Here is a 25,872-nt window from a genome sequence, read left to right on the forward strand (position 1 = left end):
GACTCGAAGGAGTCCCGTGAAGCCACAGGGCATTTCCCGACGTGCCGTGCTCGCCCTCGGCCTGGCGGCCGCTCCGCTGACCGCCGGCCTGGACCTGGCAGGAGCCTCTCCCGCCGCCGCGCGCACGCGTACCGCGCACCCCTTCCGCGATCCCGGCCTGCCGCTGAAGGACCGTGTGGACGACCTGCTGCGCCGGCTGACGAAGGACGAGAAGATCGGCCTGCTGCACCAGTACCAGGCGGCCGTCCCCCGGCTCGGCATACGCCCGTTCCGCACCGGGACCGAGGCCCTGCACGGCGTCGCCTGGCTCGGTCCGGCCACCGTCTTCCCGCAGGCCGTCGGTCTGGCGAGTACCTGGAATCCCGCCCTGATCAGACGCGTCGGCGCGGCCGTCGGCGACGAGGCGCGCGGCTTCCAGCACGAGCGGCCCGAGGGCTGGGGCCTGAACCTGTGGGCGCCGGTGGTGAACCTGCTGCGTGACCCGCGCTGGGGCCGTAACGAGGAAGGGTACTCCGAAGACCCCTACCTGACCGGCGCGATCTCCACGGCGTACGGCACGGGCCTGCAGGGCGACGATCCCGTCCATCTGAAGACGGCGCCCACCATCAAGCACTACCTGGCCAACAACAACGAGACCCGCCGGACCACCTCCGACTCGGTCCTGCGCCCCCGCGTCCTCAAGGAGTACGACGAGGCGGCCTTCCGGCCGGCCCTCAGCGCGGACGCCGTCACCGGCGTGATGTCGTCCTACAACCTCGTCAACGGCCGCCCCGCCACCGTCCATCCGGGCCTGACCGACACCGTCCGCACATGGGCGAAGAAGGACCTGTTCAACGTCACGGACGCGGACGCCCCCAACAACCTGCTCCCCGGCAACCAGGACTACTACCCCACCCGCGCCGAGGGGGACGCCGCCGCCCTGCGAGCCGGCATCGACAGCTTCACCACCGACAGCGCCGAGCCCGGCAAGACCGTCCAGGCGCTCACCACCGCACTGGCGAAGGGGCTGATCGACGAGGCCGACCTCGACACCGCGGTCCGACACGCTCTCGGCATCCGGTTCCGGCTCGGCGAGTTCGACCCGGACGGCGGCCCGTACGCGAAGATCGACAAGTCGGTCATCGACAGCCCGGCGCACCGCGCCCTGGCCCGCGAGACCGCCGCCGAGGCGGTCGTCCTGCTGAAGAACGAGCACGCGGCCCTGCCGCTGGACGCGAAGGCCCTCAAGAAGGTCGCCGTCGTCGGCCCGCTGGCCGACACCCTCTACACCGACTGGTACTCCGGCTCCCTGCCGTACGCCGTCACCCCGCTCAAGGGCGTCACGGAGCGGCTCGGGCCCGGCGGGACCGTCACCACGAGCGAGGGCGTGGACCGGGTCGCCTTCCGGAACAAGGCCACCGGCGGGTACCTCACCGGGGGCGGCGGCGCGAGCGGTGCGGTCCTCACGGAGCAGGGCGGCGACGCGGGCGCCACCGGGCAGTTCGACGTCTTCGACTGGGGCCAGGGCGTGGTGACACTGCGCAACGTGGCCAACGGCAAGTACGTGGGCTACGACGGGAAGGCGTTCCGCAACGACCAGGAACAGCCGAACGGCTGGTACGTACAGCAGCAGTTCGTCCTGGAGCGGCAGGACGACGGCAGTCGGCTGATCCGCTACGCCGGGTACGAGACCGCCGCCGACTGGTTCGGCGACAAGACGTACCTCACGGCGGACGCCGCCGGCACGCTGCGGCTGACCACCCAGGACGATGCCGCCCGCTACGAGGCGGAGGTGGTGCGCGGCGGCGTCGAGCACGCGGTCGAGGCCGTACGGGGCGCCGACGCGGCGGTCGTGGTGGTCGGCAGCATGCCGTGCATCAACGGCCGCGAGGACCACGACCGTGCGGACAGGGCGCTGGCCGCGGGGCAGACCGCCCTGGTCAAGGCCGTCCGGGCGGCCAATCCGCGCACGGTCGTCGTCCTGGAGACCAGCTACCCCGTCACCACCACCTGGGAGCAGGAGCACGTGCCGGCGATCGTGTGGACCACCCACGCGGGCCAGGAGACCGGACACGCCGTCGCCGGCGTCCTGTTCGGCGACCACAACCCGGCAGGGCGGCTCACCCAGACCTGGTACCGCTCCGAGGACGACCTGCCGGACCTGCTCGACTACGACATCATCGCGGCGGACCGCACCTACCTCTACTTCCGTGGCGACCCGCTCTACCCCTTCGGGCACGGCCTGTCCTACACCACGTTCCGCTACGGCCGGCCCGAGCTGTCCGCACGCACGGTGGACGGCGACGGCACGGTGACCGTCTCCGTTCAGGTGACCAACACCGGTGAGCGGGACGGCGACGAGGTCGTGCAGCTCTACACCCACCAGCGCGCCTCGCGGGACAAGCAGCCGCTGAAGCAGCTCCGCGGCTTCGCCCGCGTGCCTCTCAAGGCGGGCCGGAGCACGACCGTACGGCTGCCGCTGCGCGCCGCCGACCTCGCCCACTGGGACGTCACCCGCGGCCGTTGGGTCGTGGAGAGCAGCGTCCACGACGTCTGGGTGGGCGCGTCGTCGGGGGACGTACGGGGGCGGGTGACACTGCGCGTGAACGGCGCGGAGATCCCCGCCCGGGACCTGGCCAGGACCACGCGCGCCGCCGACTTCGACGACTACCGGGGCGTGCGGATCGTCGACGAGAGCAAGGTGCGCGGGGACGCGGTCGGCGCCACCGGGAAGGGTGACTGGATCGTCTTCCGCGACGCCGAACTCGGCGCGGGCGTAAGGATGTTCACCGCGCGCGTCGCGAAGGAGAGCGGCGGCAGCGGGACCGTACAGATCCGGCTCGGCTCGCCGGACGGGCCGCTCGCCGGGACGGCCGAGGTCTGCAGCACCGGCGACCGGTACGCCTACCACACCGTCACCGCCCGGCTGCGTGGCGCCCGCGGCCGGCACGACGTCCACCTCGTCTTCTCGGACGCGATGCGTCTGAGCACCTTCTCGCTGCGCTGACGCGGCCTCTTCCGGCGCCGCACCGGACGTCCCGGCGCCTTACCCACCGCACCGCATCTCCCTGAGCCGCCTCCGAACGGAGAACCGCCCATGCACTCCCGTGCAGCCAGACCGGTGCTCGCCGCGATCACCGCGGCGGCCACGGTCGCACTCGGCCTCACCGGCTGCGCCGCCGCCCCGGACCCCGGCACGGTCACCGTGCTCAACTCGGCCACCGACACCGCCGAACACACCAAGAACCAGCGGTTCTTCGACCGCTGCGCCCGGCCGCTGGGCCTGCGCGTCGAGCAGATCAGCGTGCCCGCCGACCAGGTGTCCTCCAAGGCGCTGCGGATGGCCTCGTCCCACTCGCTCACCGACATCCTGGAGCTGGACGGGTCCGAGCTGCCGCAGTTCGCCCGGACCGGCGGCCTGCGGCGGCTGAGCGACCTCGGCGTCGGCGCCTCCGGTTTCTCCCGCAGCGCCGTCTCCCTCGGCTCGTACCGTGGTGCCCGTTACGGTGTGGCCCGCGCCGCCAACTCCCTCGCGCTGTACTACAACCGCGACCTGCTGGAGAAGGCCGGCGTGGCCCCGCCCCGCACCTGGGAGGAGCTGCGGGCGGCGGCGCGGAAACTGACCGGGGGCGGCACCTACGGCCTGGCCTTCAGCGCCAGTCCGGACGCCGACGGCGTCTACCAGTTCCTGCCCTTCTTCTGGTCGGCGGGCGGCGACGAGGCGCGCCTCGACGACGGCAAGGGCGAGGCCGCACTCGGGCTGTGGAAGCGGCTGGTCGGGGACCGGTCGGTCTCCAGGGCCGTCGTCAACTGGAACCAGCAGGACGTCAACGACCAGTTCGTCGCGGGGCGCGCCGCCATGATGGTCAACGGCCCGTGGCAGGTGCCGGTGCTCGCCGCCCAGAAGAAGGTGGACTGGGCCGTCGCCAAGATCCCCGTGCCCGAGGCGGGCGGCAGGGCCGTCTCGCCCATCGGCGGCACCGTCATGACCGTGCCGAAGAGCGACGACCCCGGCCGCGAGCGCAACGCCGCAAGGATCCTCGACTGCCTCAACTCGCCAGCGAACCAGCTCGCTTGGGGCCAGGCGACCAACAACGTACCCACTCGAACCGCCGCGGCCCGCACCTACGCGGCGAAGAACCCCGAGCTCGCCCCGTTCGCCGAGCTGGTCTCCACCGCCCGCTCCCGCACCGCCCGGGTCGGCACCCGCTGGCCCCCCGTGGGCGATGCCCTCTCGGGCGCGTTCCAGTCCGTACTGACCGGCCGGAGCAGCCCCGGAGCGGCGCTGCAACGGGCGCAGCAGCAAGCGACGACGGGGAAGTGAGACACCGGTCATGAGAACCCTCCCACGGCACACCGAACTCCTCCGCTGGCTCTTCGTCGCCCCCGCGCTCGTCTACATGGCCGCATTCTTCGGCTATCCGCTCGTCCGCAACGTGCTGATGAGCTTTCAGCACTTCACGCCCACCACGTACTTCACCGGAGAAGCGCCCTTCAACGGCCTCGCCAACTGGCGGGCCGTCCTCGCCGATCCGCTCTTCACCGACGCCCTGTGGCACACGGCGCTCTTCACCGCCGGCTCGCTGCTCGGCCAGTTCACCATCGGTCTGGCCCTGGCCGTCTTCTTCTCCCGGCGCTTCCGCCTCTCCGGTGTCGTACGGGCGGTCCTGCTGCTGCCCTGGCTCGTGCCCATGGTGGTGTCCGCCGTCGTGTGGCGGCGCATCCTCGACCAGGAGCACGGTGTCCTCAACACCGCCCTGCAGGCGCTCGGCCTGGCCGACGGCGGGGTGCCGTGGCTGAGCAGCCCGAGCGTGGCACTGCTGTCCGCCGTCCTGGTCAACATCTGGATCGGCATCCCGTTCAACATGGTCATCCTCTACGGCGGTCTGCAGGAAATACCGCGCGAGCTGTACGAGGCGGCCTCCCTGGACGGCGCGAGCGCCTGGCGGGCGTTCCGCAGTGTCACCCTGCCGATGCTGCGGCCGGTGATCACCGTGGTGCTCGTCCTCGGCTTCATGTCGACGGTCAAGATCCTCGATCTGATCCTGGCCCTCACCGCGGGCGGCCCCGCCGACGCGACCCAGACCCTGGGCACCGTCACCTACCAACTGTCCTTCCTGCGTCTCGACTTCGGCCAGGGCGCCGTCGTCGGCAACGTCCTCATCCTGGTCAGCGCGGTCTTCGCCGTGCTGTACCTCCGCGCCAACCGCGCCGACTTCGGCCAGGGGAAGTGATCGTCGTGGCCCCTTCGCGTACCCGCAGGCTGCGCAGCGCCTGGAACACGGCCACCGCGCTGCTGATCCTCGCCGTGCTGCTCTTCCCCGTCTACTGGATGCTGGACACCGCGCTCCAGCCCGCGTCGGGCATCGCCGTTTCCTGGTTCCCGACCCGTCCCAGCCTGGACAGCTTCCGGCTGGCGCTGGGGAGCCAGGGCCGCTCGATGCTCACCAGCCTCGTCGTCGCGCTCGGCGCCGTCGTCGTCTGCCTGGCGCTCGCCGCGCCCGCCGCGTACGGCCTGGCGCAGTCCGCGCTGCGCGGTGGCCGCAGCGTCGTCTTCACCACCCTCATCACCCAGATGGTGCCGGGCATCGTCATCGCCAACGCCCTCTACAGCGCGTACGCGGAACTGGGCCTGGTCAATTCCTACCTCGGGCTGATCCTGGCCGACGCCTCGCTCGGGCTGCCGTTCTCCATCGTGCTGCTGCGCGCCTTCATGGTGTCCATTCCCGGGGAGGTCATCGAGGCGGCGTTGGTCGACGGCGCGAACCGGTTCACCGCCTTCGTCCGCATCGTGCTCCCGATGAGCCGCAACGCGCTCATCACGGCCGGGCTGTTCACGTTCCTGTTCGCCTGGTCGGACTTCATGTTCGCGCTGACCCTCAACACCACCGACGACGTCAAGCCGGTCACGCTCGGCATCTACCAGTTCGTCGGCGCCCACGTCAGCGACTGGGGCGCGGTCATGGCCACGGCCGTGCTGTCCGCCGTCCCCGCGGCGGTCCTGCTGGTCGTCGCCCAGAAGTACATCGCCGCCGGCATCGCCGGCGGCTCGATCAAGTAGCCACCGCGCGCGGCTCGAAAGGCAGGCACCACCCGATGAAGTTCACCGACGGCTACTGGCTGATGCGGGACGGCGTCGACGCGTCGTACGCCACCGAGATCGTCGACACCCGCGTCGAGGACGACCGGTTCACCCTCTACGCCGCCGCACGCCACCTCCGGCACCGGGGCGACACCCTCAACAGCCCTTTGCTGACCGTTACTTGCTTCTCACCCGCCGAGGGCGTGATCGGCGTCCGCGCCACCCACCACGCCGGCACGGCCGACCACGGCCCCCACTTCGCCCTGGGTACGGGGCAGGACGACACGACCGCGGGCAAGGTCCACCGCGAGGGCACTTTCCTCGAACTGTCCAGCGGCGCCCTGTCGTTGCGCGTGGACACCACCGCTCCGTACCGGCTGGACTTCACCGCCGACGGCCGCACGCTCACCTCCGCCGAGGCGCGCGGCACCGGCTTCGCCCGCACCCCCGACGGTGCCCACCACTCCCTCGCGCAGCTCTCCCTCGGCGTCGGCGAGCTGGTGTACGGCATGGGCGAACGCTTCACCCCGTTCACCCGCAATGGCCAGAGCGTCGACATCTGGCAGGCCGACGGCGGCACGGCCAGCGAACAGGCGTACAAGAACGTCCCGTTCCACCTCACCAACCGCGGCTATGGCATCTTCGTGAACCACCCGGGCCAGGTCTCCTACGAGGTGGGTTCCGAGGCGGTCGGCCAGGTCCAGTTCAGCGTCGAGGACCAGACGCTGGAGTACTACATCGTGCACGGCCCCTCCCCCAAGGAGATCCTGGACCGCTACACCGCGCTGACGGGCCGCCCCGCGCTGCCGCCCGCCTGGTCGTTCGGGCTGTGGCTGTCCACCTCCTTCACCACCTCCTACGACGAGGAGACCGTCACCCGCTTCGTACGCGGCATGGCGGACCGCGACATACCGCTCGGCGTCTTCCACTTCGACTGCTTCTGGATGCGCGCCTACCAGTGGTGCGACTTCACCTGGGACCCGGAGGTCTTCCCGGACCCGGAAGGCATGCTGCGGCGCCTCAAGGAGGAGCACGGCCTGAAGATCTGCGTCTGGATCAACCCGTACATCGCCCAGAAGTCCCCCCTCTTCGACGAGGCCGCCCGGCTCGGCTACCTCGTACGGCGGGCGGACGGCAGCGTGTGGCAGTGGGACATGTGGCAGGCGGGCATGGGCCTGGTCGACTTCACCCACCCCGAAGCGCGGCAGTGGTACGCGGACAAGCTGCGCGGCCTGCTCGGACAGGGCGTCGACTGCTTCAAGACCGACTTCGGCGAGCGCATCCCCACCGATGTCGTCTGGCACGACGGCTCCGACCCCGCACGCATGCACAACTACTACACCCACCTATACAACCGCACCGTCTTCGAGACGCTCGCCGCCGAACGCGGCGCGGACGAGGCGGTCCTCTTCGCCCGCTCGGCGACGGCCGGCGGCCAGCAGTTCCCCGTCCACTGGGGCGGTGACTGCGAGTCCACCTTCGGTGCGATGGCCGAGTCGCTGCGCGGCGGGCTCTCGCTCGGGCTGTCCGGTTTCGGCTTCTGGAGCCATGACATCGGCGGCTTCGAAGGCACGCCGAGCCCCGAAGTCTTCAAGCGCTGGGTGCAGTTCGGGCTGCTGTCCTCGCACAGCCGGCTGCACGGCAGTACCTCCTACCGCGTGCCGTGGGACTACGACGAGGAGGCCGTCGCGGTCACCCGCGACTTCACCCGGCTCAAGCACCGCCTGATGCCGTACCTCTTCCACGCCGCGCGGCAGGCCGCCACGCACGGCACGCCGGTGATGCGCGCGATGCTGCTGGAGTTCCCCGGCGACCCGGCCTGCGACACCCTGGACCGGCAGTACATGCTCGGCGACGACCTGCTGGTGGCGCCCGTCTTCACCGCCGACGGCACCGTCGAGTACTACGTACCGGACGGGGAGTGGACCCATCTGCTCTCCGGCGAGCGGGTACGGGGACCGGGCTGGCGGCGCGAGCGGTACGGCTTCGACAGCCTGCCGCTGCTGGCCCGGCCCGGCTCGGTGATCCCCTTCGGAAGCGTGGCCGACAGCGCCGTCTACGACTGGGCGCACGGCGTGACGCTGAACGTGTACCGGCTGCGCGACGGCGACACCGTGACGACCAGGGTCCCGGCACCGGACGGCGCCCCCGACGCCGTCTTCCGCACCCGCAGGGACGGCGCGCGCCTCGTCATCGAGGCCACCGGAGCGACCGGCCCGTGGCACGCGCTTCTCGTGGGCGAGCGTTTCACACTGCCCGAGAATGCACCGGGCACGGCGGCCCACACCGAAGAGGGCACGCTGCTGTCGGCCGGGCCCGGCACGTCTCGGCTGATGGCGGTACTCGACGAGCGCGAGAGCTGAGCCGGGAACGGCAACCTTTCCCCGGGCCCAGGCAACCAACCGATGAACAGTGCGACCTTCCCCCACCTCTGAAAGGACTGTTCATGACACAGCGCACCCGGAGACTCGGCATACGGCTCCCGCTGACCGTCACGGCGGCCTTCGCGGCAGTGCTCGGATTCGCCGCCGCACCGGCCCAGGCCGCGGCCTGGTCCTCGTCCGAGCGCTTCGGCTCGTACACCACCCCCGACGGCTACACGCTCTACAACAACATCTGGGGATCGGGCGCCGGCACCCAGACGATCCGGGCCGAGTCCGCGTCGGACTGGGACGTGTCGGCCGATCACCCGGGCACCCCGGGAATCAAGTCCTACCCCAACGCGAAGAAGGTCATCGGCAAGCCCCTCAGCGGCCTCTCCTCGCTGACCAGCACGTACGACGTGACCGTGCCGGCGTCGGGCGCGTACAACACCTCGTACGACATCTGGGACAGCGACTACGACCACGAGGTCATGCTCTGGGTCAATCACACCGGCGCCGTCGGTCCGATCGGCACCGAACAGGCCACCGTCACCCTCGGCGGCAGCACCTGGAAGGTCTACAAGGGCGACAACGGAGCCAATCAGGTGTACTCCTTCCTGCGCACCTCCGACTCCTCCGCCGGCACCGTGGACATCCTGCCGGTCCTGAAGTGGATCCAGGGGAAGGGCTGGTGGGGCGACGAGACCATCGGCGACGTCCAGTTCGGCTACGAGATCACCTCTTCGCCGGGCGGCCTCGACTTCGCCACCAACCGCTTCAGCGTCTCCAGCCGCTAGGCGGTGCGACCGGGCACCGGCCGGGGCGGCTGACCGCTCCGGCCGGTGCCCGGCGTGCGCAGGGACCGGACCGGTTCGCGGTCATCCCCCCAGGGACGCCGCCAGGCGCTCCAGCGCGGGTATCGCCTTGTCGACGGCGGCGCGGTCGCCCGGCGGCAGACCGTGCAGCGCCTCCTGGAGCGCCCTGGTGCTGGCCCGGTCGTAGCGCGCCAGCAGTTCCAGCGCGGCCGGGGTCGCGGAGAGGCCCACACTCCTCGCGTCCGTCGCGGAGGGCCGTCGCTCGACCAGGCCCGCCGCGGCCATCGCGCGGACGAGGTTGCTGACCGTGGAGGGCGACACGCTGAGCCGCGCCGCCACCGCGCCCGTACCCAGCGGCCCGTCGGCGGAGAGGACCCGCAGCAGTTCGATGTGGGCCTCGGGCAGGTCGGGGAGGCCTTCGGCGGTGCGCGTGGAGCGGAGGACGGCCCGGCGCAGGGGGCCGAGGAGGTGGCTGAGGGAGGCTGCGGTGTCCATGGAGCGATTGTCGCAGCGCAACCCGATGTTTTGTCGCAAAACTGTTTTGTGACAAACTAAAGGGGTGGCCACCGGAAGCGGCCACAGCACAGCAAGGAGCCACCATGACCACCACCGTCGCGAACCCCGTCCCCGCACAGGACCTCTCCGGCATCACCGGCAAGCGGTTCATCTACACGTACGCCAACGGCTGGCAGTACGAGATGTACGTGAAGAACGCGCGGACCATCGACTACCGGATCCACACCGGCATGGTCGGCGGGCGCTGGGTCAAGGACCAAGCGGTCGATCTCGTCCGGCTGGACGAGGACGTGTACAAGGTGTCCTGGACCGAGCCGACCGGCACCTCCGTCTCCGTGACCGTCTCCCCCGCCAAGCGGCAGCTGCACGGCGTGATCTTCTTCCCGCACTGGGTCGAGCAGCACCCCGAGCGCACCGTCTGCTTCCAGAACGACCACCTGGACGAGATGGCCAAGTACCGCGACGAGGGCCCGGCCTACCCGGTCTACGTCGTCCCGGAGTTCGCGAAGATCACACTCTTCGAGCACGTGGGCGAGGACGACGAGAGCGTCGTCGCCGCAGGCCCGGCCGACCTGCCCGCCGGCTTCGCCGACCGCACGAACTGACCCGCCCCTGGTCCCGGTGGCCGCTCAGCCGGCCGTCCGGGAAGGCGCGGGGAGCGTCGCGAGGACCCGGAAACCGCCGCCGTCCAGCGGGCCCGACTCGATGTCGCCGCCGGCCAGCCGCACCCGCTCGCCCAGCCCGATCAGCCCGTGACCGCCGCTGGGCAGCAGGGGGCCGTCGCCGTCGGGGGACGCGTCCGCCGCGCGGTCCGCCGGACCGTTGGTCACACTCACACACAACGCCCGCGGCCCGTACTCGACACGGATGTCCGTCGCCGCACCGGGCGCGTGCTTGTGCACGTTCGTGAGCGCTTCCTGCACGACCCGGTACGCGGCCCGCTCGACCGGCTCGGCGAGCGGCCGCGGATCGCCCTCGGTGCGCAGCGAGACGGGCAGCCCGGCGGCCCGGGAGCTGTCGGCCAGCGCGGCGATCCGGTCGACGGCGGCACCGTCGGCCGCAGCCACCTCCGCCTGCTGCCCCTGCTTCACCTGCTCCGTCCCGTCCCCGGCCGCCGCCTCGCCCCTGAGCAGCCCCAGCATCTCGCGCAGTTCCGTGAGCGCCTGCCGCCCGGCCGTCTGGATGATCGCCGCGGCCTCGGCCGTCACCTTCGGGTCGTGCGCCACGGCGGCCAGCGCGTTCGCGTGCACCACGATCAGGCTCACCTGGTGCGAGACGACATCGTGCATCTCCCCGGCGATCCGCTGCCGCTCCTCGGCACGCGCGGCCTCGGCCAGGAGCCGCTGCTCCCGCTCTGCGCGCTCGGCCCGTTCCACCAACCCCGCGAGTACGGCGCGCCGTTCACCCACGTACAGCCCGAGGAGCAGCGGTACGAGCATGGCGAGGACGAAGTTCACCAGGAACCCACCGGCCAGGCTCCGCGGATGCGACCAGGCGTCGGCGTCGCCCCAGGGGATGACGTACAGCAGGCCCACCCCCGCCGCCGCCCACACCGTCCGGCGGCTGCGCGGCCCCCGGTACGCGCCCTCGGCGTAGTACGCGCACGGCAGCGCGAAGATCGAGATGTGCAGCGCCTCCGCGACGAGCGCCACCGCGAGCACCACCTCGGGCACCCGTCGCCGCGCCAGCAGCGGCACCGCGCTCACGCCCGCGAGCAGCAGATTCGCCCACGGCATCGCCGGTCCGAGGTATGGATTCTTGGTGCTGTTCCACACCGACAGCGCCAGTACGGCCGCGGTCACCACCACGTCCGCGACGACCGGCGACCTGAACGGATGCCGCGCGGAACGCGCCGGCGCCGTCGCCCGGTGGCCCTCCGGCACGACCACCCAGGACCGGACGAAGTTACGGAAGTGCTGACTGCGGCTGCTGGTACTCACCCGGCGAGGATAGGCGTATCCGGTCATCCCTCTTCCCGGTGCTCACCCTGCCGGTCGGCGGCCCGGCGTCCCTCGTCACCGTCCCCCGCCGCATCGATCACCTCATCCAGTACGTCACGCGAGCGGACCAGGTCGGCGATCATCCGGTCGATGCGTCCCCGCTCCGTCGTGAGGTCGGCGACCAGCCGCGGCGTGGCGATCTCGGACGGTCCCCCGTCGGCGTCCCGCATACAGGGCAGCAGCTGCCGGATCTTCGCGCTGCCCAGTCCGGCGGCGAAGAGCTCCTGGATGCGGATGACGCGGTCGACGGCGCTGCCGGGAAATTCGCGGTGCCCGCCTGCGGTACGTTCGGCCACCAGCAGCCCCTGCTTCTCGTAGTACCGCAGCGAGCGTTCGCTGACTCCCGTACGCCGGGCCAGCTCACCGATCCTCATCGCGCACCCTCCCCCTCCGCATCGCGCACTCTCCCCCACCTCGATGACTTGAACCTGACACCAATGTCAACTTCTACCGTTCCGGCATGACGCACACAACACTCGGCTCCCGCCTCTTCGCCCCCGCCCGCCTCGGCACCCTCCACCTGCCGAACCGCCTGGTGATGGCGCCGCTGACACGCAATCGCGCCACCGCCGACGGCGTACCCACCCCGCTGATGGCCACGTACTACGCGCAGCGCGCCTCCGCCGGGCTGATCATCGCCGAGGCGTCCACGCCGAATGCCGTCGGCCAGACGTACCCGAACATCACCGCGATCCACAACGCGGCCCACGTGGCCGGCTGGCGGCAGATCACCGATGCCGTGCACGCCGCGGGCGGCCGGATGTTCCTGCAGTTGCAGCACGGTGGCCGGGTCGGCCATCCCGACACCAGCGGCCTGACGCCCCTCGCGCCCTCGCCGATCCCCCTCCCGGAAACGATCCACACGCCCAGCGGCCGCCGGCCCGCGGTCGTCCCCCGCGAGATGACCACCGACGACATCCGTACCACCGTCGCCGACTTCGCCGCCGCCGCACGCAACGCCCGCGCCGCGGGCTTCGCCGGGGTCGAGGTGCACAGCGCCAACGGCCACCTCCTCCACCAGTTCCTGGCCAAGAACACCAACCACCGCACCGACGCGTACGGCGGCCCGGTGGCCCGCCGCATCCGCTTCGTGACCGAGGTGGTCCGGGCCGTCGCCGACGCGATCGGCCCCGACCGAGTGGGCCTGCGCATCTCCCCCGGCCACACGGTCAACGGCGTCCAGGAAGGCGACACCGACGACATCTACCCGGCACTCATCACCGCACTCGCCGACAGCGGCCTGGCCGGCCTGGCCTACCTGCACGTCGCCTTCGCCGACCCCGACCAGCCGGTCTACCAGCACATCCGCAAAAACTGGCCGAGCACCCTCATCGCCAACCCGATACTCCCCGACCCCCTCCCCACCGACGGCGGCAGGCACGAGTCCGAACGCCTCCTCTCAGCAGGCGCCGACCTCATCGCCCTCGGCCGCCCCTTCCTCGCCAACCCCGACCTCGTCCACCGCCTCCACACCCACGCCCCCCTCAACCCCGTACGCGACAAGTACCTGATGTACGTAGGCGGCGAGACGGGCTACACGGACTACCCGCCACTGCCCACCACTTGACTTGACGCACGGCAAATTGACGCACGGCAAAGCGGGGGCCGACGCCCTTCAGGCGCCGACCCCCGCATGCACTGTTGTTTCAGATCACTCAGACCGCTTACGCGCGGTGGTACTGCTGTGCCACGTGCGGAGTGGCACCCAGCTCGCGGGCCGCCTGCTGCGCGAAGTACGGGCTCCGCAGCAGCTCCCGACCGATCAGCACCGCATCGGCCTCGCCATCCACCACAATCTTCTCGGCCTGCTGCGCTTCAGTGATCAGACCAACGGCACCCACCGCCAGCCCGGTCTCCTTCTTCACCTGCGCGGCGAACGGCACCTGGTAATTCGGCACCGCCGTGATCTTCGCGTCCGGCGCGTTGCCACCCGTGGAGGTGTCCAGCAGGTCCACACCGTGCTCCTTGAGCTCGGCCGCGAACCGCACGGTCTCCTCGGCGGTCCACCCCTCCCGCTCATCCTCCGCGTTCTCCGACAGCCAGTCGGTCGCCGAGATCCGGAAGAACAGCGGCAGCTCCTCGGGCCACACCGCACGCACCGCGTCCACGACCTCCAGCGCGAACCGCGTCCGGTTCTCGTACGAGCCGCCGTACTCATCGGTGCGCCGGTTGGTGAACGGCGACAGGAACTCATTGATCAGGTAGCCGTGCGCACCGTGAATCTCGGCGACCTGGAAACCGGCCTCCAGCGCCCGCCGCGCGGTCGCCGCAAACTGCTCCACAATCTCCTTGATCTGCGCTACCGACAGCTCCTCGGGAGCCGTCGACTTCTCATCGAAGGCGAGTGCACTCGGCCCGACCGGCTGCCAGCCATGCCCCTCACCAGGAGCGATCGGCGCACCCCGGTCCACCCACGTGCGCTCCGTCGAAGCCTTACGCCCGGCGTGCGCTATCTGAATACCGACGGTGGCGCCCTGCGCCTTGACGAAGTCGGTGATGCGGCGGAAGGCGGCGGTCTGGGTGTCGTTCCACAGTCCCAGGTCGTACGGGCTGATGCGACCCTCGGGACTGACGGCGGTGGCCTCGGTGATGATCAGGCCCGTGCCGCCGACGGCGCGCGCCGCCAGGTGCTGGAAGTGCCAGTCGTTGGGCACACCCTGCTCGGCACCGTCCGGAGCCGCCGAGTACTGGCACATCGCGGCCATCCACAGGCGGTTCGGAATGGTCAGCGAGCGAAGGGTGATCGGCTCGAACAGTGCGCTCACAGCAGACTCCTGTACGTGAACGGGGCGGGGCTCCGAATGAAGCCGGGCTTATACGATACCCATCGTAGTACGGAGGTTGTCAAACTACGACACTTCTCGTACGAGGGCGCTATGGGTCACCACAGAACCTGGTGAGGCGGGTCACGCCGGTCTGGCGCGGAAGCGTGGCCGCCTGAACTACAGCGAACGCCTGCACCTTCCACTCACGGCCGTTGATGATCGACAGGCTGGATTCCGTCCCGACTGCTGGTTACGCCAGCTTGTCCAGCAATGCCTGGAATGCCTGCTCCTCAGGCCGCAGCAGCGACACCCCCGCCGCTCAGGTGCGTCCCCGCGGTTCCCGGCGCCGCCCCATCGTTCCCCGCCAACCCGTCACGCTAGGTGGGTCGCATCCGGCGCCGAGAGTCTCAACCTGACAGAACCACATCGCTCGCCTTTTCGTCCGTCGGCGCGACCGACTCGGCTACGTCCTCCATACAGATCGGCAGGCCGATTGACCGATAAAGAAGACCATCGGCACTCACAGAGCAAGCTGTACAAGGGAGAGCAGAGCAACGAGACTCGAAGGCGTCACTCGACTCCGGCCCCGGCGCTGCGCAGGAAGGTGAGGACGGCAAGTACGCGCAAGTTGACGTCGGCCCGTTCCGGGGCGTCGGCTTGCGGCAACCTCAGCTTCTGGGACAGCGCCGTGGCCCGCTTCTCGACCGTCTTGGGACGACAGCACAACTTCCGTGCGATGGCAGAGTTCGACAGTCCCTCTGCCATTAGCACCAGAACGTCCCGCTCGCCGTCAGTCAGACACTCCAGCGGATCGACGGTTCTCCGGCGCATCAACATCCGCTGGACGGCGTCCGGATCGATGACGATTTCCCCAGCAGCGACCCTGTTGATGGCCTCGACAAGCCGGTCAGTGTCCTGCACCCGATCCTTGACCAGGTAGCCGACCGCTCTGTTGGAAGCTTCCAATAGCCGCATCGCATAGGACGTCTCAGCATAGTGGGACAGCACCAGCAGACCGACATCGGGACGATCGGCCTTAATCGCCTCCGCGGCCCGAATCCCTTCGTCTCGGTAGCCCGGCGGCATACGGATGTCTAGCAGAACCACATTGGGCGGCTCGGCTGCAACCAGGTTAAGAAGCTCCGTGGGGGTGCCTGCGAGGCCGGCCACGACGAAGCCCCGGCTGATGAGTACCTGAGCAAGTAGCTGGCGCAGCAGGCCGGAGTCGTCGGCGATCATGACGCGCACGGCAGCTCCACGGCCAGCCTGGTCCCCGCATGCCGCGAGCTATCCAGCGTCAACGTGCCGCCCAGCGCGCCGATCCGGTCCTTCAATCCGCGCAGTCCCGTTCCCGCCATGGGGTCAGCTCCGCCGAGGCCGTTGTCCCACAATTCCAGATCCAGCGTTCGCAGGGAGCGAGCCACCCTGACCGCGGCACTCGCGGCTCGGGCGTGCCGGTACACATTCATCAGCCCCTCGGCGAGCGTACGCAGCTCACGGTTGGCCTCGCGCAGTTCGGCCGCCGCCCGGGCGAGCACCCCGGCCGCATCGGACCCGGTGCCCATCCGCGAGGGGGCGGCTGACCTGTCGTGCGCGGCCAGTTCATTGCGCAATGGCGGTGACCGCCCGGCCGTTCGATGGCGGGAGCGAGTCGTTGACCGGACTACCAACGAGCGCGCCAGCCTTCCCCTTCACTCAACGGCTGGCACTGGCAGCGCTCGCCGCTGCGACCATCTCGCGGAACCCTTCCTCGTGTTCCAGTCGATAGCGCTTCACCAAAGCACAGAGATTGACAAGAATGACTGGGTGCTCGCACTGCTCAGCAGCTGAGGTGAACGTTTCTGGCAGCACATGCTGGTATTCATATCCGAACCGGTTGAGAGTGGCGAGCAGAGACAGTTGAACTGCGACGAGTCGATCAAAACGAAAGCGCCCCTCCTCCTGTCGGCGGGCACCATCGAGAAAATTGAAGATCACGCAGTATTCGGCATCATCCGCCGCCAAGCGGTTGCGAAATTCCCTGAGCGAGAGTAGGTGCCCACCTATGTACAAAGTATCCGCCATGTCGGCCAGTCGGTCACGCAGAAAGTGATCAGTAGCCCTGCCGCCATCGTATTCAAGGCCATCGTAGAGATCGACCTTGATCCATACAGCGATGTTCAGCTTCATCGCTTCCATGAACTTCCTGTCTGCTCCTGCCGCAACAACACTGTCCACGAACAGTGCTTGACGCTCAATGAGGCGACAGACAGCAATCAGACACAAGATGCGATACGCAAAGGACCGGATGTAGTAGCCAGACGCGGCGCATGAGCCGTTCATCCGGAGCCACCCATGCCCTTCGTGTCGAAAAAAATTCCACAACCTATTACTCATGGAACCACCTGTTTCAAGCAGTAGCCCCTTATAGAGGGCGATTCGGTTGCGTAGCTCTTTCTGTTGCTCGTAAGCGTATTCGATATCGAGCTTACGCCGATGAAAGCGCTTGTCGAATCCATATTTGAGTGATGGGCCAAGGATGGAAACGACCAGTGCCACCACAGCAGAGATCAGTGCGCTGGCGAGTGGAGTTGGCATGCCTAGCCATGTCTGCGTCATGCGCCTAGACAAGTCCTGTGTTCATGGTCTGTAAAGACCAAGCGCGGGACCTGCTGCGCAGTGCCGGGGTGATCCACTCTCAGGAGCGCTCGAGAACGCGCTGGGCACGGGTAGCGGCCCACCGCCGAACTGGTCGACTTCTACAACCTTTAGTTGCACGCCCATCCGCAACGCGACAGTCCACTATCTCGAAGAGCGCCGCCCCGACGTTGAATACGGCACTATCCACGGACGGGTGCACGAGCACGAAGAGGTCGCCGGTGACGCGGGCATCACCACGGAGGAGCCTCGTGTGTTCCGCCGATCGGGCAGGCCCCAATAGGCTCGGTTGGGGAAGTGGGCTGGCCCGGTGCTTTCCGATCACCGGCTGTCCCGCACCGGTGGTCCGATGTCGAGCGCACGAGGGCCGCTCAAGAGTGCCCGATAGGATCCATGCCGTAGGGACAGGCTGACCACACACCATGGCCCACGCGGCCACGTCCACTTCGCCGCCCCGAAACCAGCCACCTTCCAGGCATATCCCGAGGCCGCCCAGCTCGGCGAAACCCTGCGTCCGGCCTGTACGGCATTGCCTGTCTTTCCTGGATCTCCGCGTTCTTCTGCGGTTTCACGCGGGCACTGGGGCCCCTCTGTTTCCCCCGTGGGGCCCCAGCGCTCGTAGTGTGGGTGGCTTCTGGTCCCGGCGTCAGGTGACCTGTGCCCTCAACTGGTCGGGAAGCTGTCGGGGACGCTCCTTTGGTGTCACTGCGGTGTACCTGCCGTTCCTACCGCGGCAGGTACACCGCCACGCGCGTGCCACCTGCAGGGCCGGGCCCGACCGTGAGGCTCCCGCCGAGTTCGGCCGCACGTTCCCGCATCGACGTCAGGCCCACGCCCGGGGAGTTGTCGACTGCCAAGCCTTTCCCGTCGTCGGTGATTTCCAGCTGCAAGTCGGCGTCGTTGCCCAGCCCGAGTACGATGCGGCAGTGCTCGGCGCCTGCATGGCGAACGACATTCGTCAGGGCCTCTGTCACGATGCGGTATGCCGCCACCTCGATGGCCGCGGACAAGGGTGGCAATTCCTGCGGGGCGCACACCTCCACCTCAATGCGCTTCGCCAAGGGGTGGAAGCTGTGCGAGGCCGTTGTGTACAGCGCGGCATGGGTCTCGATGGCCCTGAGCAGACCGAGTTCGTCCAGGGCGGGAGGGCGCAGGCCATCAACCAGTCGGCGGATCTCGGCGATGGCTTGTCGCACGTCTGCACTCAACCCCTCGAGCAGGCCTACTGCTTGGGGAACGTCGTTCTCCACTGTGATGCGAGCGCCATCGAGCTTGTACGCCACGCCGGCAAGGGTCGGCCCCAAGCCGTCGTGAAGATCGTGGCGCAGTCGGCGGCGCTCTTCCTCGCGCGCGGCCACCAGCCGCTCCCGGGAGCGTTGCAGGTCCGCCGTCAGCCGGGCACTGTGTAGGGCTAGCCCAGCCTGCCGGGTCAGGTCCTGAAGCAGGCGGAGCTCCGCGGCGGAGAATTCTTCGCCAGGTGCTCGAGGCCCGAGAACCATCCGGCCCAGCAGTTCGCCGTGATGGGAGAGGGGGAGCCGCACCGGCTCCGTGCCGAGCGTGCCGTGCTCGGCCGCTGTGTGAAAGCCGTCCTGCTGACGCAGCTCGATGGCGACATAGGGAAGCTTCAGAGTGCGGGCAACTGTCCGAACGATCATCGGCGAGACGGCAGTCGGCGCCAAAGCGGCGGAAAGTCGCACCCCGAGTTCGGAGATGACGGCATACGGTTCACCGCGCTGACCGTACAACAGGCGATCCACGCCCCGTTGCAGTCGAGCGCGTAGAGGAGTGGCGATCACCGCTATCACCGTCGTGGCGGCAAGAAACGCCCCTCGCTCGCTCTGCTTGAACAGTGCACCCAGTAGCGCGACGACAAGAACGTATACACCTCCAATGCAAGCGGTCAGAGCACTGTAGAGGATAGTGCGGTTGATAATACGGTCAATGTCGTAGAGCCGGTATCGCAGGACTGCTACACCGATTGCGATCGAGATGGTCCACAGCACCATATTCGCTACGACGCGAGCCCAGCTGCCCAGTTCCTGGGAGGGCGGAAACGACCACACCGTCACCACTAGGCTGCCTGCATAGGCGAGCCACTTGATTTGGGCGCGCTCCTCTCCGTCGGCCTGACGGTATCTCACCAGCACCGAGGAAACCGCACCGGCCAAGAGGACTGGGAAAGCATAGAAGGTTTTCGATGCCAGATCTCCCCATGCCTCGGGAAGTAACTTATCGCACCACCGTGCGGGCACGAGGGCCGGGCCACTGTAAACTCCCTCGCCCAGCGCGGCAAGCAAGAGCAACACCAGCGTCCATGCTCCGGTGGCCCAGGCCAGTGCCCGCCAGCGGGGGGAGACAAGATGCCCATTGGGGTAGACCAGTAAAGCGGCAAGGAGCAGCGCCACCGGGACTGTCCACATGCAATTCCCCAACCATCCGGCGATGTTCGCACCTGGGAAATCATGCGCATGTCCGTACAGGAAATAGTTCCAAGAAAACTGATCCAGCGCGATCGCGAAACCAGCGCCGATCATCATAATACCGATGCGATTTCCCGGCCGGCGGGCTGTGATGATTGCGCCGATCAAGGTGCTCGGTACGGCGGTACCGATGTACGTCACCCTGCCTAACCGAACCGGCAGATCATCGTGGGGCCGTCCGGGAACGTCGAGGACCAGCGTGGAGACAATGAGCGTTGCGATGAGCAAGCAGCCTGTCCAGACGAGCCAAGCAGGCATCCTGCGAGACATGTGGTGACCTTCATCCAGACGTCCCCACATCCGCATCACAGGCATGTGTCGGCGCACAAGAGCACTGACACGCAAGGATCGTGATGCGGGTAAGTGAAAGATGTGAGCGTGCGTATGGCGCTCAGCCCACTATATTGCCGGGCATGTGATAGACCAAGTACCTGCGGAGACCGCAGAGAGAATCGGGCCAGTCAGGGGGCGGCATGGATCGGGTCAGGCTCCTACTCGCAGATGACCATCCGATGTTCCTCGAAGGGCTGCGATGCCTGCTCGCATCAGCCCCGGATCTTGAGGTGGTCGGCGAAGCAGGAACCGGAGAGCAAGCAGTTAAATATGCGACCTCACTGTCTCCGGATGTCATCATTATGGACTTACACATGCCGGATGGTGATGGGGTAGAAGCAACTCGGCACATCGCAAGTTCCTTACCGCAGGCGAAAGTCCTTGTTCTCACCATGTTCGAAGATGACGAATGGGTATTCACTGCGATGCAAGCCGGGGCGCGAGGATACTTACTCAAGGACGCCGAGCGGGCCGACATACTGCATGCCATCCGGGCTGTGGCAAGCGGCGATGTGCTTTTTGGATCGGGCATTGCTCAACGCGTCATCAGCTACTTCTCGACAGCGGTTGGCAGTGGCCTGATTCATCCGTTCCCAGAACTTACCGGTCGAGAGCGCGAAGTGCTCGACTTGATGGCGGGAGGGCTGAAGAACACCGACATAGCTCAACGGCTTTCACTGCAGCCGAAAACCGTGCGCAATCGAATCTCAAGTATCTTTGCGAAACTGCAGGTGGCAGATCGCGCACAAGCTATCGTCCGGGCCCGCGAGGCCGGCCTCGGACGCGGACACCCTGGCAGTCCGCGATCTTCCTGACCGCCGCCAGGCGTGCGCGCCTGCGGCGACATCGAGTACCCGGCAGGTGGTGCCAACGATATGCCGGGTAGCGGCATCCACGGTGACCCTGCTGAGCGCTCTTCATCCCTACCCAAGCCAGTGCGTTTATCCGACGATGACTACAGAGGAAGTTCGACCATTAGGGGGGATGCGATGGGTCGCGACCGATGGTTCTTGAAACTATCCCTTAGCATGAGGATTTCGGGACACGGGCACAGGTATTTCCCACCTCCCTGTGATCCGGCATCGACCCCGATCGTCTCGGAACGCAAGTTCGCGAGAACGGGGTACCTATTCCGGACGCGGTCGGACCCGCCTGCGGGAAGCTCTGGGCGCTGCACTCGACGGCGACCAAGCACTTGTGGCTCTGTAGGGGTTCGCGAGAGCCACGGTCAAGGGCGTTCTACTGCACGCTTGGTGCGGCACCTCAGACCATTCGCATGCCCCTGCGCAAGCAACTCCCTGGAGTTCCTGGCTTTCCCGCTTGCTGAAGGAAGAGCGGCACATGGACGACAAGATCATAGCGGCGCTCATCGCAGCTGCAGTGTCCACATTCGGGATCTGGCTCTCCTACCGCATGAACCGGGTTCGCCTCCGGAGTGAGCTCGTCAGCCAGAGAGAGCGGCTGGAGCGGGAGATGCAAGCTCATGAAAACCGACTGCGCATGGAATTGCGCACGGAATTCATGGCAGAGGAAGCGATCCAGAATCTTCTCTGTCACCCCAAATGGAAGAAGCGGTCATTTCAACAAATAAAGGCACGTATCGGTGGCTTCGATGACAATCACCTACGGCAGCTTCTCGTGCGATCTGGTGCAGTGCGGTTCGGAGAGCCGGGAGAGCGGGAGGGTTGGGGATTGCGTGAACTGCATACGAATCAGTTGTGAAACAACATCTAACTGAGCGTTTCACCCATGAAAGGTGAGAAGCATTGCGGTTCTTCCCGCTCAGAGATTGAGGCCGGTGGGACGGGTCAGGAGTTCGGCATGCGGTGCGGCAGGAGGGAGTCGCTTCCGGTCCGGCTCGTCCTGTCTGGCCCCCAAACCGGCCAACCTGCGGGCCTTGGCCCGCTGAGCGCTGATCGAGCCCGTCCTGACCGCCTGGTGGGCCAAGCGCCGCCGCCGCAGGCTGGCCATCGGCCGCCGCCCGAACGCGACCTGCGCGCCCTACTGAACGCCGTCCTCTACGTGGAACGCACCGGCATCCCCTGGCGGTACCTGCCTCACGACTCCCCGCCCTGGCAGACGGCCTACGCCTACTTCGCCCACTGGCAACAAGACGGGGTGTTCGAGCAGCTCACCGGCCTGCTGCGACGCCTGGTCCCCGAGACCGACGGCCGCAGCGGCGAACCGTCGGCCTGTCTCCTAGGCTCCCAGAGGCGTCAAGACCTCCGCCAACGTGCCTCGCCGCGACCAGGACACCGATGTAGGCAAGCGCATCATCGGGCGCAAGCGCCGCCTCGGAACAGACATCCTCGGCCTACTGCTGAACGTGCTCGTCACCGCCGCCAGCGTCTCTGACACCGCCGCCGGCACCCATCTGCTGTACCGCATCACCGCCATCAACCACAGCACCCGCCTTGTCATCGACGTCCACCCCACCCAGCGGCCCTCCGGCATCCGCGGATTCACGGTCATCCAACCGCAGATGGACCATCGAGCGCACCTTCGGCCGGCCCATGCACCATCGCCGTCTCGCCCGCGACTACGAGACCCACCCACACCGCTCCGAAGCCGTGACCTACCTCACGATGATCGACCTCATGACCCACCGCCTCACTGGCGCAACCACCCTCAACTGGCGCGACACCTAACCATGGGAGCAAAGCAAACACACCCCCCAGAGCGAAACACGCAGTTAGCCCGTCGCGGTGCGCCTGCTGCGGTGGAACCACGCGAACCGCTGGCATAGCGCCACCAGGTAGAGCTCGGATGGCAAGGGACCGGGCAGACGGACCGCCTGCCATCGCCTGGCGGCAAATGACGCCAGCAGGTCGGGCGTTGCCGGAAACCCGATGGTCAACATCGCTGCGACGACAGGATTTGAACCAGCGCCCCCGTGTTCCCAGCTCCCACCCGATGACCCACATATGTGGGGTCGACTTACGACGAATACGGCAAGCAGCCCGTGTTGACGTACCGTGTACGACTGGCGAACTGCGTCGGCTCCTGGCCGAGATGGGCAATCCCTGGGCAGTCGATCACCGGCCACACTGCGACTCAGCCAAGCCGCTCCACTCCGCCCGCTACCCGGGCAATTACCCGTGAGCCAGCGGCCGCTTCCAAGGCCTCGTGTCCGTGGTCGGCCGCCCAGGCAGTCATGTCGTCGAGATCTCACCGGGCAAGCAGGCCGCAGGCAAAAACCGGGGGCGGTGCCGTTGCGTACGGCCAGGAACGGCGGCCCCGCAGTCCCTGTCTCTCGGTGGGACCGCCCCCGTGCCTGGGGCGCCACCCGTACAAGCAGCCCAGGTCGGATCTCCTAGGCATCGAAGAGCTGTCCCTGGGCCAGCCGGTGGTAGAGGTCGCTGGTACGGAGGAGCTCCTGGTGGGTGCCTATGGCACGGACGTGTCCGGCGTCGAGGACGACGATACGGTCCGCAGAGCTGACCGTGGAGATGCGGTGGGCGATGATGAGCAGGGCCGCGTCGGCGGCTACCTGCTCGATGGTCTCGGCCAGTGCGGCTTCGTTCACGGAGTCCATGTGTGAGGTGGGTTCGTCCAAAAGCAGCAGGGAAGGCCGGGGCAGCAGCGCGCGGGCGATGGCCACGCGCTGGCGTTCACCGCCGGACAGGAGCGCTCCTCGGTCGCCGACCGGGGTATCGAGACCGGCCGGCAGCCTGCGGACCAGCTCGTCCAGGTTGGTCATTTCGATGACGCGAAGTAGTTCGGCGTCGGTGGCCTGCGGGACGCCGTAACTGAGGTTGTCGCGCAAAGTGCCGTGGAGGACAGGGGCGTCCTGTTCGACCAGGCCGATGCGGGCGCGACAGCCGGCTCGGGTGAGGGTGCTGTTGGTGTCCTGCCCGTCCAGGAAGATCGTGCCCCGGTCGGGGTCGTAGAAGCGGGCGATGAGGGCGAAGATGGTCGACTTCCCGGCTCCGGACGGACCGACGAGGGCCGTGCGGGAGTTGTGCGGCACGGTGAGAGAGACGCCCTGCAGGACCGGGCGGTCACGGTACGCGAAGTGAACGTCGTGCAGCTCCAATACGGACCCGCTCGCCCCATCCAACACCTGCGCCCTTACAGCACCGTTGGGGCGGGGAAGGGCATGGCGAACGGCCGGTTCCGGACCGTCCTCGACAGGCAGACGGGCCGTGTCTTCGATGCGTTTGAGCGCGCCACGGCCCCTTTGCATCAGGCTCGCGGCCCCGAAGAGGTCGGTCAACGGTAAGGCGAGATAGGTGAGATACAGGAGGAACGCCACGAGCTGCGAAAGCGAGAGCGTGCCGTGGGCGACCCGCACACCGCCCACGACCAGGACAAGGATGTAGGAGCCGTTGGCGGCGAGTCCGATCGCGGGACTCACCACGGAATCGAGTTTGGCGACGCGCACCCCCGCGCACCAGGCTGCGCGCGCCTGTTCGGTGATGCGCCGGGTTTCGCGGGCCTCGGCGTGGTTGATTTTGACGGTGCGGATGGCGGACATGGCCCGGTCGAGGTCGGCCGCCATGCTGCCGATGCTGTCCTGCGCCTGTTCGGTGGCAGTCCGGACTCCCCTGAGCACCAGTGCGGTGACACCGGCCGCGACGGCAACCACGGCGCAGACGCAAGCGAAGAGGACGGGGTCGAGCCAGAGCATCATGATCGTCGTCCCGGTCACGATGAGCATCCCGGACAGCACGTCCACCGATCCGTAGGCGACCACGTCGCGCAACAAGGTGGTGTCGGCGTTGACGCGGGAGATCAGGTCGGCGACCCGGTGGTTGTCGTACGTCCGCATCCGCAACCGCAGCAGACGAGAAACGAGTCCGGTCCGCAACCCCAGGACGATGCCTTCGCCGGCGCGCTGCAGCAGGTAGTGCGCGACGGCCTCAGTGATTGCCTGCGCCAGGAATACGAGGGCAAGCAGCGCTATGAGCGGGCCGAGGCCGTCGCCGGTGCGGGTGGCGTCGACGGTACGCATCGCCAGCACCGGCTGAGCCAAGGTGAACGCGGAGGCGGCCAGCGCGAGCACCAGGGCGAGAAGGATGACCCTGCCGTGGCCGCGCGCGGTGGCGAGAAGTGTCCGGAGGGGCACAAGATCAACAGCGCTGCGCTGCGTTGCGAGCCCGCTGTCGGCGTTCGGCCCACGTGTGCCCACCTCCTCGTGCGGGTGCCCATTGTCAAGACCGGGCATTGCTCGCCTCCGCGTTCGTCGGCGACGCAGCTCGGTCGGGACGGTGTGCTGCGACGCGCATGATGACGCGGTAGCGATCGGTGCCGGGCGGCTCGTCCACGAGCCGGTCCTGGGCTTCGACCCAAGCGTGTGCGCTGAAGGGATAGGTCCGTGTCCCGGCGCACCACGTGGGCCATACGCCCCGGGCCCGGCACAGCAGAGCGGTGGCGAGTGAACGGGGCACGCACCCCTCCCCCGCGCACACTCGGCTCACTGCCACCACGTCCCGCCTGGCGCGGCCGGCCTGTTGGTATGTGGCGGGAGCGGCACCGTGGCGCAACACCATGAGGACAGCACGCATACGTGCGGGCGACTGCCGTGCCAGTAAGCGTGCCGCACCCACCGCCGCGCGTGCCGCCACCTTGTGGTGAAGCGCCATGGCGCTCCGGTCGTGCTGCGGGGCGGCGGGGCGCACCGTCGTGGCGGGGGCAGCGGACACGAGCCGGTCCGGTTCGCTCATGGCTTCTCCACCTCCACGAGGTGTGCGTCGCGCAGCGAGGCGATCAGCTGCCTCACGTCGGCACCCGCTTGATCGGCCGGGACGCGGTGGTGCGCGGAGAGCAGGCGGACCGCGTCTGCCGTGGTGCCGCCCTCCAGCAGCGTATCGAGGACCGCGGCGCCAGTGCCGTTGAGTTGCCAGTAGTCACCGCGGCGTTCATCGAGCAGCACGACTCCGTCGTCGTTCTTCGTCATGGA

At 68.1% G+C, this 25,872-nt stretch carries 21 protein-coding genes and 1 pseudogene; 11 read left to right on the plus strand and 11 right to left on the minus strand.

From position 1 onward, the window contains the following. Window positions 1-31 precede the first annotated feature (31 nt). The 6 genes from ABT381_RS03620 (at window position 32) to ABT381_RS03645 (ending at window position 9,221) form a co-directional block, all read left to right on the plus strand. Window positions 32-2,986 carry a glycoside hydrolase family 3 protein gene (locus ABT381_RS03620; protein ID WP_467753900.1) on the plus strand — a complete coding sequence of 985 codons (2,955 nt, stop codon included), beginning with the start codon at window positions 32-34 and terminating at the stop codon, window positions 2,984-2,986. Window positions 2,987-3,076: 90 nt separating this feature from the next. Beyond that, window positions 3,077-4,303 carry an ABC transporter substrate-binding protein gene (locus ABT381_RS03625; protein WP_351587190.1) on the plus strand — a complete coding sequence of 409 codons (1,227 nt, stop codon included), beginning with the start codon at window positions 3,077-3,079 and terminating at the stop codon, window positions 4,301-4,303. Between the two features lie 10 nt (window positions 4,304-4,313). Beyond that, on the plus strand, window positions 4,314-5,213 hold the full coding sequence (locus ABT381_RS03630; RefSeq protein ID WP_351587192.1) for a carbohydrate ABC transporter permease: 900 nt from the start codon (window positions 4,314-4,316) through the stop codon (window positions 5,211-5,213). Then, window positions 5,210-6,040, plus strand: a complete 831-nt coding sequence (locus ABT381_RS03635; protein WP_467753743.1) for a carbohydrate ABC transporter permease — start codon at window positions 5,210-5,212, stop codon at window positions 6,038-6,040. The genes ABT381_RS03630 and ABT381_RS03635 overlap by 4 nt, the downstream gene beginning before the upstream one ends. A 35-nt stretch (window positions 6,041-6,075) precedes the next feature. Further along, window positions 6,076-8,424 carry an alpha-xylosidase gene (gene yicI / locus ABT381_RS03640; protein ID WP_351587194.1) on the plus strand — a complete coding sequence of 783 codons (2,349 nt, stop codon included), beginning with the start codon at window positions 6,076-6,078 and terminating at the stop codon, window positions 8,422-8,424. An 83-nt stretch (window positions 8,425-8,507) separates the two neighbouring features. Next, complete coding sequence (locus tag ABT381_RS03645) at window positions 8,508-9,221, plus strand: GH12 family glycosyl hydrolase domain-containing protein (RefSeq protein ID WP_351587196.1); 714 nt, start codon at window positions 8,508-8,510, stop codon at window positions 9,219-9,221. 81 nt (window positions 9,222-9,302) lie between these two features. Here ABT381_RS03645 and ABT381_RS03650 read toward each other — a convergent pair whose 3' ends face one another. Continuing rightward, complete coding sequence (locus ABT381_RS03650) at window positions 9,303-9,734, minus strand: MarR family winged helix-turn-helix transcriptional regulator (RefSeq protein WP_351587197.1); 432 nt, start codon at window positions 9,732-9,734, stop codon at window positions 9,303-9,305. Between the two features lie 104 nt (window positions 9,735-9,838). On the opposite strand from ABT381_RS03650, the gene ABT381_RS03655 reads away from it, so the two are divergent. Next, window positions 9,839-10,360, plus strand: coding sequence for a phenolic acid decarboxylase (locus ABT381_RS03655; protein WP_351587198.1), 522 nt, complete (start codon window positions 9,839-9,841; stop codon window positions 10,358-10,360). A 24-nt stretch (window positions 10,361-10,384) separates the two neighbouring features. On the opposite strand, the gene ABT381_RS03660 is transcribed toward ABT381_RS03655, so the two are convergent. After that, window positions 10,385-11,695, minus strand: a complete 1,311-nt coding sequence (locus tag ABT381_RS03660) for a sensor histidine kinase (protein WP_351587200.1) — start codon at window positions 11,693-11,695, stop codon at window positions 10,385-10,387. 23 nt (window positions 11,696-11,718) lie between these two features. Continuing rightward, window positions 11,719-12,129 carry a MerR family transcriptional regulator gene (locus ABT381_RS03665; RefSeq protein WP_351587202.1) on the minus strand — a complete coding sequence of 137 codons (411 nt, stop codon included), beginning with the start codon at window positions 12,127-12,129 and terminating at the stop codon, window positions 11,719-11,721. Window positions 12,130-12,215: 86 nt separating this feature from the next. Between ABT381_RS03665 and ABT381_RS03670 the strand changes: the two genes are divergently transcribed. After that, complete coding sequence (locus ABT381_RS03670; protein WP_351587204.1) at window positions 12,216-13,322, plus strand: alkene reductase; 1,107 nt, start codon at window positions 12,216-12,218, stop codon at window positions 13,320-13,322. Window positions 13,323-13,419: 97 nt separating this feature from the next. Here ABT381_RS03670 and ABT381_RS03675 read toward each other — a convergent pair whose 3' ends face one another. From ABT381_RS03675 to ABT381_RS03695, 5 genes are all read right to left on the minus strand, one after another. Further along, window positions 13,420-14,520, minus strand: coding sequence for an NADH:flavin oxidoreductase/NADH oxidase (locus ABT381_RS03675; RefSeq protein WP_351587206.1), 1,101 nt, complete (start codon window positions 14,518-14,520; stop codon window positions 13,420-13,422). 570 nt (window positions 14,521-15,090) lie between these two features. After that, window positions 15,091-15,759: a response regulator gene (locus ABT381_RS03680; RefSeq protein WP_351587208.1), complete on the minus strand. Its 669-nt coding sequence runs from the start codon at window positions 15,757-15,759 to the stop codon at window positions 15,091-15,093. Then, the gene (locus tag ABT381_RS03685) at window positions 15,756-16,133 is read right to left on the minus strand and encodes a hypothetical protein (RefSeq protein ID WP_351587210.1); all 378 of its coding nucleotides are present in this window, start codon (window positions 16,131-16,133) and stop codon (window positions 15,756-15,758) included. Before ABT381_RS03685 ends, ABT381_RS03680 begins: the two co-directional genes overlap by 4 nt. 82 nt (window positions 16,134-16,215) lie before the next feature. Beyond that, window positions 16,216-17,118, minus strand: coding sequence for a hypothetical protein (locus ABT381_RS03690; protein WP_351587212.1), 903 nt, complete (start codon window positions 17,116-17,118; stop codon window positions 16,216-16,218). A 764-nt stretch (window positions 17,119-17,882) separates the two neighbouring features. After that, window positions 17,883-19,865 (minus strand): ATP-binding protein, encoded by a 1,983-nt coding sequence (locus ABT381_RS03695; RefSeq protein ID WP_351587214.1) that lies wholly within the window; start codon window positions 19,863-19,865, stop codon window positions 17,883-17,885. Between the two features lie 245 nt (window positions 19,866-20,110). On the opposite strand from ABT381_RS03695, the gene ABT381_RS03700 reads away from it, so the two are divergent. The 3 genes and pseudogenes from ABT381_RS03700 (at window position 20,111) to ABT381_RS03710 (ending at window position 22,618) form a co-directional block, all read left to right on the plus strand. Next, window positions 20,111-20,785, plus strand: a complete 675-nt coding sequence (locus ABT381_RS03700) for a response regulator transcription factor (protein WP_351587216.1) — start codon at window positions 20,111-20,113, stop codon at window positions 20,783-20,785. Window positions 20,786-21,311: 526 nt separating this feature from the next. Continuing rightward, the gene (locus ABT381_RS03705; RefSeq protein WP_351587218.1) at window positions 21,312-21,692 is read left to right on the plus strand and encodes a hypothetical protein; all 381 of its coding nucleotides are present in this window, start codon (window positions 21,312-21,314) and stop codon (window positions 21,690-21,692) included. Window positions 21,693-21,882: 190 nt separating this feature from the next. Further along, window positions 21,883-22,618, plus strand: a pseudogene (locus tag ABT381_RS03710) (transposase). 665 nt (window positions 22,619-23,283) lie between these two features. Here the strand turns inward: ABT381_RS03710 and ABT381_RS03715 are convergent. The 3 genes from ABT381_RS03715 to ABT381_RS03725 are packed head-to-tail and all read right to left on the minus strand — an operon-like array spanning window position 23,284 to window position 25,869. Next, window positions 23,284-25,137, minus strand: a complete 1,854-nt coding sequence (locus ABT381_RS03715) for an ABC transporter ATP-binding protein (protein ID WP_351587220.1) — start codon at window positions 25,135-25,137, stop codon at window positions 23,284-23,286. Beyond that, window positions 25,124-25,636, minus strand: a complete 513-nt coding sequence (locus ABT381_RS03720; RefSeq protein WP_351587222.1) for a lasso peptide biosynthesis B2 protein — start codon at window positions 25,634-25,636, stop codon at window positions 25,124-25,126. Before ABT381_RS03720 ends, ABT381_RS03715 begins: the two co-directional genes overlap by 14 nt. Further along, entirely contained in the window at window positions 25,633-25,869 is a 237-nt protein-coding gene (locus tag ABT381_RS03725; protein ID WP_351587223.1) for a lasso peptide biosynthesis PqqD family chaperone, read from the minus strand. The genes ABT381_RS03720 and ABT381_RS03725 overlap by 4 nt, the downstream gene beginning before the upstream one ends. Window positions 25,870-25,872: the final 3 nt, after the last annotated feature.

Origin of the sequence: Streptomyces sp. NPDC000151 (genome assembly GCF_040301705.1) — a bacterium.
GTDB lineage: Bacteria > Actinomycetota > Actinomycetes > Streptomycetales > Streptomycetaceae > Streptomyces.

Bases quoted from the DNA above. Each gene is read 5' to 3' on its own strand.
- ABT381_RS03680 (WP_351587208.1), bottom strand. From the start codon at position 15,759: ATGATCGCCGACGACTCCGGCCTGCTGCGCCAGCTACTTGCTCAGGTA.
- ABT381_RS03655 (WP_351587198.1), top strand. From the start codon at position 9,839: ATGACCACCACCGTCGCGAACCCCGTCCCCGCACAGGACCTCTCCGGC.
- ABT381_RS03690 (WP_351587212.1), bottom strand. From the start codon at position 17,118: ATGACGCAGACATGGCTAGGCATGCCAACTCCACTCGCCAGCGCACTG.
- ABT381_RS03665 (WP_351587202.1), bottom strand. From the start codon at position 12,129: ATGAGGATCGGTGAGCTGGCCCGGCGTACGGGAGTCAGCGAACGCTCG.
- ABT381_RS03645 (WP_351587196.1), top strand. From the start codon at position 8,508: ATGACACAGCGCACCCGGAGACTCGGCATACGGCTCCCGCTGACCGTC.
- ABT381_RS03630 (WP_351587192.1), top strand. From the start codon at position 4,314: ATGAGAACCCTCCCACGGCACACCGAACTCCTCCGCTGGCTCTTCGTC.
- ABT381_RS03625 (WP_351587190.1), top strand. From the start codon at position 3,077: ATGCACTCCCGTGCAGCCAGACCGGTGCTCGCCGCGATCACCGCGGCG.
- ABT381_RS03700 (WP_351587216.1), top strand. From the start codon at position 20,111: ATGGATCGGGTCAGGCTCCTACTCGCAGATGACCATCCGATGTTCCTC.
- ABT381_RS03670 (WP_351587204.1), top strand. From the start codon at position 12,216: ATGACGCACACAACACTCGGCTCCCGCCTCTTCGCCCCCGCCCGCCTC.
- ABT381_RS03705 (WP_351587218.1), top strand. From the start codon at position 21,312: ATGGACGACAAGATCATAGCGGCGCTCATCGCAGCTGCAGTGTCCACA.
- yicI (WP_351587194.1), top strand. From the start codon at position 6,076: ATGAAGTTCACCGACGGCTACTGGCTGATGCGGGACGGCGTCGACGCG.
- ABT381_RS03650 (WP_351587197.1), bottom strand. From the start codon at position 9,734: ATGGACACCGCAGCCTCCCTCAGCCACCTCCTCGGCCCCCTGCGCCGG.
- ABT381_RS03715 (WP_351587220.1), bottom strand. From the start codon at position 25,137: ATGCCCGGTCTTGACAATGGGCACCCGCACGAGGAGGTGGGCACACGT.
- ABT381_RS03725 (WP_351587223.1), bottom strand. From the start codon at position 25,869: ATGACGAAGAACGACGACGGAGTCGTGCTGCTCGATGAACGCCGCGGT.
- ABT381_RS03720 (WP_351587222.1), bottom strand. From the start codon at position 25,636: ATGAGCGAACCGGACCGGCTCGTGTCCGCTGCCCCCGCCACGACGGTG.